This is a genomic window from Mycobacterium sp. E735 (assembly GCF_001666955.1).
In the GTDB taxonomy this organism is placed as follows: Bacteria; Actinomycetota; Actinomycetes; order Mycobacteriales; family Mycobacteriaceae; genus Mycobacterium.
The window spans coordinates 1-11,941 of the sequence record NZ_LZIX01000199.1; the positions used below are offsets into that span (position 1 = coordinate 1).

Here is an 11,941-nt window from a genome sequence, read left to right on the forward strand (position 1 = left end):
GCGGTTCTCCGGTCTTCCAGTCGACGACCGTTGCGCCGCCGTCGGGGTCGGCGAACACCGCGTCGATGCGCCCGCGCCACGGTCGCCCCCGACGATCTGCCCGCCCCCGCCGAACTGGCCGGGCTGCTGGCCGAGCCGGCCGTCGGGTGACCCGCGCTGCCCGGGTACCGGGGTGGCGATCGTGGTTACATTGAGGCGTGGGTGTCTCCTGCGCTGGCGTCGAGCCGATCACGGACCGCCGTGCGCAACGGTAGGTCGCGGCAACTGAGCGGTCTCGAAGAGACGCTGACCGCCCAGCGAGGCCACCAGTTGGTCGGCGTGGTGCGCATCCCCGAGGAGCACGCCAGCCCCATTCGGGTGATCACCCGCCGCGTGGCCATCGCGCTGGTGGTGCTGTTCGCGGCGGCCGTCATCGTCTACGCGGACCGCAACGGCTACCGCGATGTGCGGGGCCAGCCGCTGACCTTTCTGGACTGCGTGTACTTCTCCGCGGTGTCGCTGTCGACGACCGGCTACGGCGATATCACGCCATACACCGAAACCGCGCGTTTGGTTCACACCCTGATCTTCACCGCGCTGCGGATCGCGTTCCTGGCCGTATTGGTCGGCACGACCCTCGAGGTGCTCTCCGAGCGCTCCCGGCAGGGGTGGAAGATTCAGCGTTGGAGGAGCAGAGTGCGCAACCACACGATCGTGATCGGCTACGGCACTAAGGGCAAGACGGCCGTCGCGGCGATCCTCAGCGACGAGGCCGCCCAGGGCGAGGTCGTCGTCGTCGACACCGATCGCAGCACCCTCGAGCACGCCGCGACCGCGGGCCTGGTCACCGTGCACGGCGACGCCACCAAGGCCGACGTGCTTCGGCTGGCCGGGGCGCAACACGCGGCGTCGATCATCGTGGCCACCAGCCGCGACGACACCGCGGTGCTGGTCACGCTGACCGCCCGGGAGATCGCCCCCAACGCCAAGATCGTGGCGTCCATCCGAGAGGCCGAAAACCAGCACCTGCTACAGCAATCGGGCGCGGACTCGGTGGTGGTCTCCTCGGCGACCGCCGGCCGCCTGCTGGGGCTGGCCACCACCACGCCCAGCGTCGTGGAGATGATCGAAGACCTGCTGACACCGGACTTCGGGCTGGCGATCGCCGAGCGCGAGGTGGAGCCGGCCGAGGTCGGCGGCTCCCCGCGCCATCTGCGCGACATCGTGCTCGGCGTGGTGCGTGACGGCCACCTGCTGCGCATCGGCGCGCCCGAGGTGGACGCTGTCGAGGCCAACGACCGGCTGCTCTACATCCGGCACGCGGGGCACTAGTGGCGATCGCAAGAGCGGCAGAGCCGGTCGCGGCGGGTCGCCACGATGGCTGGGCGATCGCAAGAGCGGCGGAGCCGGTCGCGGCGGGTCGCCACGAAGGCTGGCTCTAGTGGGCATCGCGGACTTTCGGCTACGGAACGTGCCGTTGCTGTCGCGGGTCGGCGCCGACCGGGCCGACCAGCTGCGCACCGACGTCGAGGCGGCCGCCGCCGGCTGGGCGGACGCGGCGCTGCTGCGGGTGGATTCGCGCAGTCAGGTGCTGGTCGCCGACGGCCGGGTGGTGCTGGGCTCGGCGGCCAGGCTGGCCGACAAGCCGCCACCGGACGCGGTGTTCCTGGGCCGCATCGACAACGGGCGCCACGTGTGGGCGATCCGCGGCGCTCTGGAGGCGCCGGAGGACGAAGACGTGCACGCCGAGGTGGTGAACCTGCGCGGCCTGGGGTCGATCCTCGACGACACCAGCAGCCAACTGGTCTCGTCGGCCGTCGCGCTGCTCAATTGGCACGACTCGGCGCGGTTCAGCTCGGTCGACGGCTCGCCGACCCGCCCGGCGCGGGCGGGCTGGGCACGGGTCCACCCGGTCACCGGGCACGAGGAGTTTCCGCGCATCGACCCGGCCGTGATCTGCCTGGTCCACGACGGCGGCGACCGTGCGGTGCTGGCCCGCCAGGCGGTGTGGCCGGAGCGGATGTTCTCGCTGTTGGCCGGTTTCGTCGAGGCCGGTGAATCATTCGAGGTCTGCGTCGCCCGCGAGATCCGCGAGGAGATCGGCCTCACCGTCCGCGACGTCCGCTACCTGGGCAGCCAGCCGTGGCCGTTCCCGCGCTCGCTCATGGTCGGCTTCCACGCCGTCGCGGACCCCGGCGAGGAGTTCTCGTTCAACGACGGCGAGATCGCGGAGGCGGCGTGGTTCACCCGCGACGAGGTGCGCGCGGCGCTCGCGGCCGGTGACTGGTCCAGCTCGGCGGATTCGAAACTGCTGCTGCCCGGCTCGATCTCGATCGCGCGCGTGATCATCGAATCCTGGGCCGCGATCGACTGACCCGGCGCCGCTACTTGATGCGGTCCGTCACGGTCTGCAGCACGGCGCTGGCGACCTGATCGGTGGGTTCGATTCCCAGCACGCCGACGGAGACCAGCACCGATGACTTCACCGTGTAGAGGTGAATCCAGCCGTCGGAGTTCAGCTTCAACGTCAGGGAATCCGGCTTGTTCAGCGTGAAGTCATACGCGGTGTGGTGTAGGGAGGCGCACTGATCCAGCGTCGTGTGCAGCTGGTTGAGCGCCCCGCGGGCGACGTTGGCGTCCGGGTAGACGACGACGGCGTTGGTGACCTCGTTGATCGGGGCGATGCCGCCCGGCCTCAGGTCGTCGGTCGAGCCGGCGTAGGCGACAGAGCGGTATTCCTTCCAGCCCCCGGCGAAGGTGAGGTCCGTGGTTCCCACCGCCCGGCACGGCGCCGGCGGGTTGCCGATGGTCTCCTGTGGCGGATCGTGGCGGTCGGCATACGGATACGGTTGCAGGCCTTCGAAATTGGCGATGTGACGCGCATCGTCGAGGCTGATGACCAAGGAGTCGGCGTACACGTGCGGGCTCGGGTTCGCCGCCGTACGGGAGTGCGAGCATGCCGTCAGTACGGCGACGGCGATGACGGCCGAAGCCATGGCGGCCAGCGACAGGCGCCGAGGCAAGCGGCTCGACCGATCACTCGACGCCATGCTCGCCAATGTTAGGGCCGCGCTCGGCGGCAGGCAGAGCAGTTGGTGAACACCGGCGGCGTGTCGGCGCGCCCGGCCCTCTTTAGGCGCCGGCCTCGGCCAGCTTGGCCTTGACCTCGGCCGCGCTCGGGTTGGTCAGGGTGGATCCGTCGGCGAACTTCACCGTCGGGACCGTCCGATTGCCGCCGTTGACCGACCCGACGAATTCCGCCGCCGCGGGGTCGTGCTCAATGTCGACCGCCTGGTACGGAATTCCGTTGGACTTCAACACAGTCATGAGCCGATGGCAGTAGCCACACCATGAGGTCGTGTAGACGGTGATCGGGGCAGTGGTCATAGCTCGTTAACGTAGCCCGCAGGCGGTGTGTTCCGCGCCCGAACACCGCACCCATATCCCGACGCGCACCGGCCGGGGCCGCGGTTTGTCGGCCATCGCTGCCAAGATGGACGCCATGCCGATGGTCGCCGACGCCTTGACCGCCGGGCTGGACGACGAGCAGCGCGAGGCCGTCCTGGCTCCGCGCGGCCCGGTCTGCGTGCTTGCCGGGGCCGGAACGGGCAAGACCCGCACCATCACCCACCGGATCGCGCAGTTGGTGGCGAGCGGCCATGTGGCCGCCGGGCAGGTGCTGGCGGTCACGTTCACCCAGCGGGCGGCGGGGGAGATGCGTTCCCGGCTGCGCACGCTGGGCGCCGCAGCGGGCGCCGACACCGGCGTCGGCGGGGTGCAGGCCCTGACCTTTCACGCCGCGGCGCACCGGCAGCTGCGGTACTTCTGGCCGCGGGTGGTCGGTGACACCGGCTGGCAGCTGCTGGACACCAAGTTCGCCGTGGTGGCGCGGGCGGCCAGCCGCTCAAGGATCAACGCCAGTACCGACGACGTCCGCGACCTGGCGGGCGAGATCGAGTGGGCCAAGGCGTCGCTGATCACCCCCGAGGAGTATCCGGCCGCCGTGGCCGAGGCAGGGCGGGACATCCCGCTCGACGCCGCCCGGGTCGCGACCGTGTACGCCGCCTACGAGGCGCTGAAGGTCCGCGACGAATCGGTGACGCTGCTCGACTTCGACGACCTGCTGCTGCACACCGCGGCGGCGATCGAGAACGACGCCGCCGTGGCCGACGAATTCCGGGGCCGCTACCGCTGTTTCGTTGTCGACGAATACCAGGACGTCACACCGCTGCAGCAGCGGGTGCTGGCGGCGTGGCTGGGCGACCGGGACGACCTGACCGTCGTCGGTGACGCCAACCAGACCATCTACTCGTTCACCGGGGCCTCGCCGCGGTTCCTGCTGGACTTCTCGCGGCGCTATCCCGACGCCACAGTGGTCCGCCTGGAACGCGACTATCGCTCCACCCCGCAGGTGGTGTCGTTGGCCAACCAGGTGATCGCCGCGGCCCGCGGGCGGGTCGCCGGCAGCAAGCTGCACCTGTCCGGTCAGCGTCCGCCGGGCCCGGCGCCGTCGTTCCGCGAGCATCCCGACGAACCGGCCGAGGCCGCCGCTGTCGCGGCGTCGATCGCCCGGCTGATCGAAGCGGGCACCCCGGCGTCGGAGATCGCCGTGCTCTACCGGGTCAACGCGCAGTCCGAGGCCTACGAGGAGGCGCTGACCGAGGCCGGCATTCCCTATCAGGTTCGCGGCGGCGAGGGCTTTTTCACCCGGCAGGAGATCAAGCAGGCGCTGTTGGCGCTGCAGCGGGCGGCCGAGCGCGGCGCCGACGGGCCGCTGCCCGACGTCGTAAGAGCCGTCCTGGAACCGCTGGGTCTGACGGCCGAGCCGCCGGTGGGCGCCCGGGCCCGGGAGCGCTGGGACGCGCTGACCGCGCTGGCCGAGCTGGTCGACGCCGAGGTGGCCCAGCGCCCGCAGCTGGACCTCGCCGGCCTGTTGGCCGAGCTTCGGTTGCGCGCCGACGCGCGCCACCCGCCGGTGGTGCAGGGCGTGACGCTGGCCTCGTTGCACGCCGCCAAGGGGCTGGAGTGGGACGCGGTGTTCCTGGTCGGGCTGGCCGACGGCACGCTGCCCATCTCGCACGCGTTGGCGCACGGCCCCGAAAGCGAGGCGGTCGAGGAGGAGCGCCGGCTACTGTACGTCGGAATCACCAGGGCGCGAATCCATTTGACGCTCAGCTGGGCGCTGGCCCGCAACCCGGGCGGACGGCAGGGCCGCAAGCCGTCGCGGTTCCTCAACGGCATCGCGCCCCAGGCCCGCGCCGACGCCGCCCCCAACAAGTCCCGGCGCAACCGGGGACCCGCGGCGCGCTGCCGGATCTGCAACAAGGACCTGTCCACCGCCGCGGCGGTCATGCTGCGGCGGTGCGAGACGTGCGCGGCCGACGTCGACGAAGACTTGCTGCTGCGGCTCAAGGCGTGGCGGCTCGACGTCGCCAAGGAGCAGCAGGTGCCCGCGTATGTGGTCTTCACCGACAACACGCTGATCGCCATCGCGGAGCTGCGGCCCGGGGACGAGGACGCGCTGATCGCGATCCCCGGCATCGGCGCGCGCAAGCTGGAGCAGTACGGGCCCGACGTGCTGGAGTTGGTGCGCGGCGCCTAACCACACCGTCGAGCGTGGGGCTTGTGGACGAATTCGAGGCAATTGCCGTACTAGGGCCCACACTCGGTGAGGCTGTCGCCGATAAGCGCAGGTCAGAAAATAGTTTGTGCCGCGCGTCCGCGACGGTTTACCCTCGAAGCTGCGTTCTGGCACGACGAAGGGAGGTGGCCACGATGATCAACGACGCGTTCGGTGTGGACGTGGCCGCCGCGGCGGCCACGCTCAAGCATGCCGCCGCCGTGCCGGCGGCCGCGTTGAAGCATCGCGCCGCCGCCGCCGCGACGAACGCGTCCGCAGGACTCGAGGTCCACCGAATGGCTACGTAACTCCCCGGTCTCACCGGATGGCCACGGACCCGAAGTCAAGGATCCGTGGCCATAGTCTTTTCGGGCGCAAGCCCGCTCCCTGGTCCGGATCAGCGAAATCCGCAAGCCCCGACCAGGAAGCAGGTGAGCAGGACATGTCGGCCCTGACAGTCCCCAGACAGCCGTCGCCGGCGTTGCCGTGTCACGCCGGCGATCCCGACCTCTGGTTCGCCGAGACCCCGGCCGACCTCGAGCGCGCCAAGGCGCTCTGCGCGGGCTGCCCGATCCGGCGCGAGTGCCTGGCGTCCGCGCTGGAGCGGGCCGAGCCCTGGGGGGTGTGGGGCGGCGAGATCCTCGACCGCGGCGCCATCCTGAGCTTCAAACGGCCGCGCGGACGCCCCCGCAAGGACGAGGTCGCCGCCTAGATGGCCGCGCTGTCGGGCTCGGCGAAGCCGGGAATCAGCTCCTCGGAGAGGGCCTTGATCGGCACCCGCGCGTCCAGCTGGCACAGGATCGCCGCCACCGAGGCGATGACCCGCATCGGGATGGCCAGCTTGGGCGGCAGGTCCATCTGCCGGGCCGTCTTGATCTGGGACACCGACCGGTCGATCTGGCCGACGGTCATGCGCTGCAGCCATTTGCGCGTGTAGTGGAACTCGTCGACCTCGATGGGTTCGACATACTGGCGCAGCATTTCGTCGATGTCGCGCACCGACACCTGCTGGCCCTTCTGGATGAACCCGACCTTCTCCATCGTCGGCAGCAGCAGATCGTAGTTCTTGTCGCGGGCCAGGCGGATCGTCATCCCGAGCTCGATGGGGTAGCCGCCGGGCAGCGGTGCGACCGCGCCGAAGTCGATGACGCCCATGCGGTCGTCGGGCAGCAGCATGAAGTTGCCCGGGTGGGCGTCGCCGTGCAGCATCCCCAGCCGGCGCGGCGCGTCGAAGGTGAGCTCGAGCAGCCGGGTGCCGATCAGGTCGCGCTGCTCGCGGGTGCCGTCGCGGATGATCTCCGCCAGCGGCAGGCCGTCGATCCACTCCTGGACCACGACCTTGGGCGCGCTGGCGACGACGTGGGGTATCGCGAAGTGCGGGTGGCCCTCGTAGGCCTTGGCGAAGGCGCGCTGGTTGTCGGCCTCCAGCCGGTAGTCGAGCTCCATCTCGGTGCGCTCGACCAGCTCGTCGACGATGCCCTGGACGTCGGCGCCGGGGGCGAGCTGTTTGACCACGCCGACCATCCGCTGCATGGTCTTGAGGTCGGCGCGCAGCGCCTCGTCGGCGCCGGGGTATTGGATCTTGACGGCCACCGGGCGGCCGTCGGCCCAGACCGCCTTGTGCACCTGGCCGATGCTGGCCGAGGCGATGGGTTTGTCGTCGAACGAACTGAACCGTTCGCGCCACTTGGTGCCCAGCTGGGCGTCGAGCACCCGGTGCACCTTGTTGGCGGGTAGCGGCGGGGCGTCCTTTTGCAGCTTGGTCAGCGCCTCGCGGTAGGGCTCGCCGTATTCGTCCGGGATGGCGGCCTCCATGACCGACAAGGCCTGGCCGACCTTCATCGCCCCGCCCTTGAGCTCGCCCAAGACGGTGAACAGCTGGTTGGCGGCTTTCTCCATCAGCTCGGCCTGGACTTCGTCCCGCGATTTCCCGGTCAGCCGTTTGCCGAAGCCGAGCGCCGCCCGGCCGGCGAAGCCGACCGGGATGCTGGCCAGCTTCGCGTTGCGCGCCGCCCGGCCCCGTTTGATGTCTGCCACGTATCCATCATCCATGACGTTCCACGCGCCTCGCGCTTGATCTTCGCAACACCCGCTCGCGGGCGGCCGACGGGGAAGCGCCCTAGGTTGTCCCCCATGGCAGCCAAGCAATCACAACACGACGCCGCTGACTCCCTGTTCAGGGCGATCATCGAAACGCTGGACAAGCACCGCAACGACGGCACCCTGACCGCGGAGATCCTGCAACAGCTGGGGACCGCCTACGAGTCGGTGTCGTCGAACGTCCCGGATCAGGGCCGGCTCGGCTAGCTGGCCCGTCCGCACGAGCACAGCGGGTGCCGGGTCCAGCGCCGCGCGACGATGGCGCCGGCGTTGAGGTCGAATTCCAGCGTGGCGTTCAGCGTCTGGGGCGGCATCGCCTCCTGTTGGCGCACGGCGGCGATCACCCGGTTCACCTGGCTGAGCGCCAGCGCCGCGGTCGCCAGCAGCGTGGCCCGGTCGGCCACCCCGACGGTCTCCCGCAGCTGCGCGGAGATCGCGGGCCAGGCCGCGTCGCGGTCCCGCCGATGCAGGTCGGCGCAGCCCAGGCAGCTGGTCGTCCCGGGAATCACCAGCGGGCCGACCAGCCCGACGCCGTCGCGGACCCGCACCGGCAGGTGGGGCACGCCACGGGCGTGCAGGTCGCGGACCATGCGCGGGTCGGCGACCAAGTAATCGGACAGCACCACCAGGTCGACGACGGCGGCCGACACGGCCGCGTGCGGCTGGCTGCTGCGGGCGATCCGGGCGCCCGAGCAGCGCAGCGCCTCGGCGAGCAGCTCCGACAGCGGCCCGCGGCCGTGGATCCGGATGGACGGCGCCCGGCCGCGGGGCTTCCCGCATTCGGTCGCCACGCCCGCGCCGACCAGCTGGTCGACCAGGTCCGTCAGGCCCTCTGCGTCCCGCAGGCCGCGGTCGACGGCGCGCCGCCGCAGCTCGGCCAGCGGCGTGGGTGATCGCATGGTTCGCAGCAGCGCGGCCAGTTCCGCGGCGGGCAGGCCGCCCGGTGGCCGCACCAGCACGGCACGGCGGGGATCCCAGCCGACTTGGACGGCGCCGTCGGGCCGCAGCAGTACCGGCATGGCGGGGTCCAGCGCATAGGTGGAAAGCGTGGCCGGTGACACCGGTGCACTGTGCCACGCCGGGGGTGGGCGCCCCGGTCAGTTATCCACAGGGCCGCGGCCCGGATCCTCGGGGTTCTCCTCGAGCTTGGCGATCGCCTCGTCGATGCCGCTGGTGTCGCCCCCGATGACGCGGTCGATGAAGCCCGCCGGCTCGTCGAGGTCCTCGGCGGCGGGCAGCAGGTCGGGGTGTTGCCAGATGGCGTCGCGGGCGTCCACGCCGGCGGCCTCGGTGAGGCGCTCCCACAGCGCGGCGGCTTCGCGCATCTTGCGGGGCCTCAGCTCCAGGCCCACCAGCGTCGCGAAGGTCTGTTCGGCCGGGCCGCCGGTGGCGCGGCGGCGGCGCAGCGTCTCGCTGAGCGCGGCCGCCCCCGGAATCCGGTCGCCCAGGGCCGCGGTGACCACCACCTGCACCCAGCCCTCGATCAGCGCGAGCAGCGTCTCGAGGCGTTCCAGCGCCTGCGTCTGCGCCGGGGTGGCCTTGGGCTCGAAAACGCCTTGCCCCAGAAGGTTTTCGATGGCCGCCGGGTCCGACAGCGTCGCCGGGTTGAAGTCGCGGGCCAACTCCTCGATACCGCTCATGTCGATCTGCATGCCCATCGCGTAGGCCTCCACCGCGCCCAGCAGCTGGCTCGACAGCCACGGCACGTGGCTGAACAACCGGTGGTGGGCGGCCTCGCGCGCGGCCAGAAACGTCAGGATCTCGCTGCGGGGCTGCTCGAGCCCGGCCGCGAACGACTCCACGGCGTCGGGCAGGATCGCCGCAACGCCCTTGGGCCCCAACGGCAATCCGATGTCGGTGGAGGTGAGCACCTCGCGGGACAGCCGGCCCAGCGCCTGCCCCAGCTGCGAGCCGAAGGCCATGCCGCCCATCTGCGACATCATCGCCATCAGTGGGCCCGCCATGCTCTTGGCCTCCTCGGGCAGCGACGACGCCCACACCGTCGAAATCTGTTGTGCCATCGGGTCGCACAACCGCTTCCAGGTATCCAGGCTGTTGTCGACCCAGTCGGCCGGGCTCCAGCCCACCGCCTTGCTGGTGCCGGCGGGCAGCGCCGTGGCGCCGTCCAGCCAGGTCTCGGCCAGGTGTACCGCGTCGGCGATCGCCGAGTGCGTCGTGGCCGGGATGGGCGCCACGAACCCGATCGAGTTCGTGGCCACCCGGCGCGCCAGCTCGTAGTTGACCGGGCCCGACTGTCCGCCCCCGGCCATCCCGGTGCCCGCGCTGGAAAGCATCTGACCCAGCTGGGTGAAGATCTGCCCGAGGTCGCCCATGCCGAAATCGCCGCTCATGCCGAATGCGCCGAAGGGATCGGAGCCGCCGGAGCCCGAATTGGGATCTTTCTTCCCGGGTTTGTCGGGGTCTTCCCCGTGGGAGAAGCCGAAAGGCAGGTCAGCCATACCGTCAACGGTACTCACCGGGGGAATGGGGTGGGTGGTCTCGGGGTCAGCTTGTGGCTGAACCGGACCGACGGGCTCCGTCTAGTGTAATCGGCGTGAACAGGCGGATTCTGACCTTGATGGTCGCGCTGGTGCCGATCCTGGTCTTCGGCGTGTTGCTGGCGGTGGTGACGGTGCCGTTCGTCTCGCTGGGCCCGGGACCCACCTTCGACACGCTCGGCGAGGTCGACGGCAAGCAGGTGGTGGCGATCGAGGGCACCGCGACGCATCCGACCACCGGGCACCTGAACATGACGACGGTCTCCCAGCGGGACCAGCTGACCCTCGGCGAAGCGCTGACGCTGTGGCTTTCGGGGCAGGAGCAGTTGGTGCCGCGCGACCTGATCTACCCGCCGGGCAAGTCACGGGACGAGGTCGACAAGGCCAACAACGCGGACTTCAAGGAGTCCGAGGACAGCGCCGCCTACGCCGCGCTGGGCTACCTGAAATACCCGGCCGCGGTCACGGTCGCCAAGGTCACCGATCCGGGTCCGTCCGCGGGCAAGCTGAAGGACGGCGACGCCATCGACGCGGTCAACGGCGTCCCGGTGGCCGACGTCGACCAGTTCACCGGGCTGCTCAAGAACACCAAGCCGGGCCAGACGGTGACCATCGACTACCGGCGCAAGAACGAGCCGGCCGGGGTGGCCCAGATTACGCTGGGCGCGAACAAGGATCGCGACTACGGCTTCCTCGGTGTCGCCGTGCTCACCGCGCCCTGGGCGCCGTTCGTCGTCGACTTCAACCTGGCCAACGTCGGGGGGCCGTCGGCCGGCCTGATGTTCAGCCTGGCGGTGGTCGACAAGCTGACCACCGGTGACCTCACCGGGTCGAAGTTCATCGCGGGGACCGGCACCATCTCCGCCGATGGGAAGGTCGGCCAGATCGGCGGCATCACCCACAAGATGGTCGCCGCCCACGCGGCGGGCGCCACGGTCTTCCTGGTGCCGGCCAAGAACTGCTACGAGGCGAACTCGGACAATCCGTCCGGCCTGCGCCTGGTGAAGGTGGAGACCCTCAGCCAGGCGGTCGACGCCCTGCATGCGATCACGTCGGGGGGCCAGCCCCCGAGCTGTTAGAAGCTGAGCGAGCCAAATGGCGGGTCGCGCGATGCGTAGAGTTGTCACCGTCGATCAATCGAGCAGGGAGCGTAGCCAGTGGGGATGCGGCCCACCGCACGGATGCCGAAGCTGACCCGGCGCAGCCGGATTCTGATCCTGATCGCCCTGGGTGTGATCGCTTTGCTGCTCGCCGGCCCCCGGCTGATCGACGCGTACGTGGACTGGCTGTGGTTCGGCGAACTCGGCTACCGCTCAGTGTTCAGCACCGTCCTGGTCACCCGGTTCGTGGTCTTTCTGGTGGCCGGCCTGCTGGTGGGCGGCATCGTGTTCGCCGGTCTCGCGGTGGCCTACCGCACCCGCCCGGTGTTCGTGCCGAGCAACGACAACGATCCGGTCGCGCGGTACCGCGCCGTCGTGCTGTCCCGGTTGCGGTTGGTGGGCATCGGGGTGCCGGTCGCGATCGGCCTGCTGGCCGGCATCATCGCGCAGAGCTACTGGGTGCGCATCCAGCTGTTCATGCATGGCGGGGACTTCGGTATCCGGGATCCGCAGTTCGGCAAGGACCTCGGCTTCTACGCGTTCGACCTGCCGTTCTACCGGCTGCTGCTCAGCTATTTGTTCGTGGCCGTCTTCCTCGCGTTCGTTGCGAACCTGCTGGCGCACTACATCTTTGGCGGAATCCG

13 protein-coding genes and 1 pseudogene are annotated in these 11,941 nt (G+C 70.4%); 8 read left to right on the forward strand and 6 right to left on the reverse strand.

The genetic code is table 11. The annotated features are described in order from the left end of the window. Positions 1 to 76: pseudogene (locus A5704_RS29800) on the reverse strand (hypothetical protein); the annotation flags it as partial. A 164-nt stretch (positions 77 to 240) separates the two neighbouring features. Between A5704_RS29800 and A5704_RS15855 the strand changes: the two are divergent. Then, on the forward strand, positions 241 to 1,311 hold the full coding sequence (locus A5704_RS15855) for a TrkA family potassium uptake protein (protein ID WP_067750960.1): 1,071 nt from the start codon (positions 241 to 243) through the stop codon (positions 1,309 to 1,311). A 109-nt stretch (positions 1,312 to 1,420) separates the two neighbouring features. After that, on the forward strand, positions 1,421 to 2,353 hold the full coding sequence (gene nudC / locus A5704_RS15860; protein WP_067889809.1) for an NAD(+) diphosphatase: 933 nt from the start codon (positions 1,421 to 1,423) through the stop codon (positions 2,351 to 2,353). Positions 2,354 to 2,363: 10 nt separating this feature from the next. On the opposite strand, the gene A5704_RS15865 is transcribed toward nudC, so the two are convergent. Next, on the reverse strand, positions 2,364 to 3,029 hold the full coding sequence (locus A5704_RS15865; protein WP_067889812.1) for a sensor domain-containing protein: 666 nt from the start codon (positions 3,027 to 3,029) through the stop codon (positions 2,364 to 2,366). A gap of 82 nt (positions 3,030 to 3,111) precedes the next feature. Continuing rightward, complete coding sequence (gene mrx1 / locus A5704_RS15870; RefSeq protein ID WP_067750972.1) at positions 3,112 to 3,366, reverse strand: mycoredoxin Mrx1; 255 nt, start codon at positions 3,364 to 3,366, stop codon at positions 3,112 to 3,114. A 115-nt stretch (positions 3,367 to 3,481) separates the two neighbouring features. Here mrx1 and A5704_RS15875 point away from each other — a divergent pair, with 115 nt between their 5' ends. The 3 genes from A5704_RS15875 (at position 3,482) to A5704_RS15880 (ending at position 6,311) form a co-directional block, all read left to right on the forward strand. After that, positions 3,482 to 5,581, forward strand: a complete 2,100-nt coding sequence (locus A5704_RS15875; RefSeq protein ID WP_197504943.1) for an ATP-dependent DNA helicase UvrD2 — start codon at positions 3,482 to 3,484, stop codon at positions 5,579 to 5,581. 173 nt (positions 5,582 to 5,754) lie between these two features. After that, positions 5,755 to 5,907 (forward strand): hypothetical protein, encoded by a 153-nt coding sequence (locus A5704_RS28400; protein ID WP_156669995.1) that lies wholly within the window; start codon positions 5,755 to 5,757, stop codon positions 5,905 to 5,907. A 134-nt stretch (positions 5,908 to 6,041) separates the two neighbouring features. Next, on the forward strand, positions 6,042 to 6,311 hold the full coding sequence (locus A5704_RS15880) for a WhiB family transcriptional regulator (protein ID WP_067750977.1): 270 nt from the start codon (positions 6,042 to 6,044) through the stop codon (positions 6,309 to 6,311). On the opposite strand, the gene A5704_RS15885 is transcribed toward A5704_RS15880, so the two are convergent. Next, positions 6,308 to 7,651: an AarF/ABC1/UbiB kinase family protein gene (locus A5704_RS15885; protein ID WP_067750983.1), complete on the reverse strand. Its 1,344-nt coding sequence runs from the start codon at positions 7,649 to 7,651 to the stop codon at positions 6,308 to 6,310. The two genes, A5704_RS15880 and A5704_RS15885, sit on opposite strands and share 4 nt — an antisense overlap. An 81-nt stretch (positions 7,652 to 7,732) precedes the next feature. On the opposite strand from A5704_RS15885, the gene A5704_RS28860 reads away from it, so the two are divergent. After that, the gene (locus A5704_RS28860) at positions 7,733 to 7,906 is read left to right on the forward strand and encodes a hypothetical protein (protein WP_197499210.1); all 174 of its coding nucleotides are present in this window, start codon (positions 7,733 to 7,735) and stop codon (positions 7,904 to 7,906) included. Here the strand turns inward: A5704_RS28860 and A5704_RS15890 are convergent. Both A5704_RS15890 and A5704_RS15895 read right to left on the reverse strand, forming a co-directional pair. Then, complete coding sequence (locus A5704_RS15890) at positions 7,903 to 8,718, reverse strand: TOMM precursor leader peptide-binding protein (RefSeq protein ID WP_067750997.1); 816 nt, start codon at positions 8,716 to 8,718, stop codon at positions 7,903 to 7,905. The genes A5704_RS28860 and A5704_RS15890 overlap by 4 nt on opposite strands. Before the next feature lie 78 nt (positions 8,719 to 8,796). Beyond that, complete coding sequence (locus A5704_RS15895) at positions 8,797 to 10,176, reverse strand: zinc-dependent metalloprotease (protein ID WP_197499209.1); 1,380 nt, start codon at positions 10,174 to 10,176, stop codon at positions 8,797 to 8,799. Positions 10,177 to 10,253: 77 nt separating this feature from the next. On the opposite strand from A5704_RS15895, the gene A5704_RS15900 reads away from it, so the two are divergent. Both A5704_RS15900 and A5704_RS15905 read left to right on the forward strand, forming a co-directional pair. Next, positions 10,254 to 11,276 (forward strand): PDZ domain-containing protein, encoded by a 1,023-nt coding sequence (locus tag A5704_RS15900; RefSeq protein WP_067750990.1) that lies wholly within the window; start codon positions 10,254 to 10,256, stop codon positions 11,274 to 11,276. A 78-nt stretch (positions 11,277 to 11,354) separates the two neighbouring features. Further along, on the forward strand, positions 11,355 to 11,941 hold a 587-nt coding region (locus A5704_RS15905; protein ID WP_197508496.1), incomplete at its 3' end, for a UPF0182 family protein.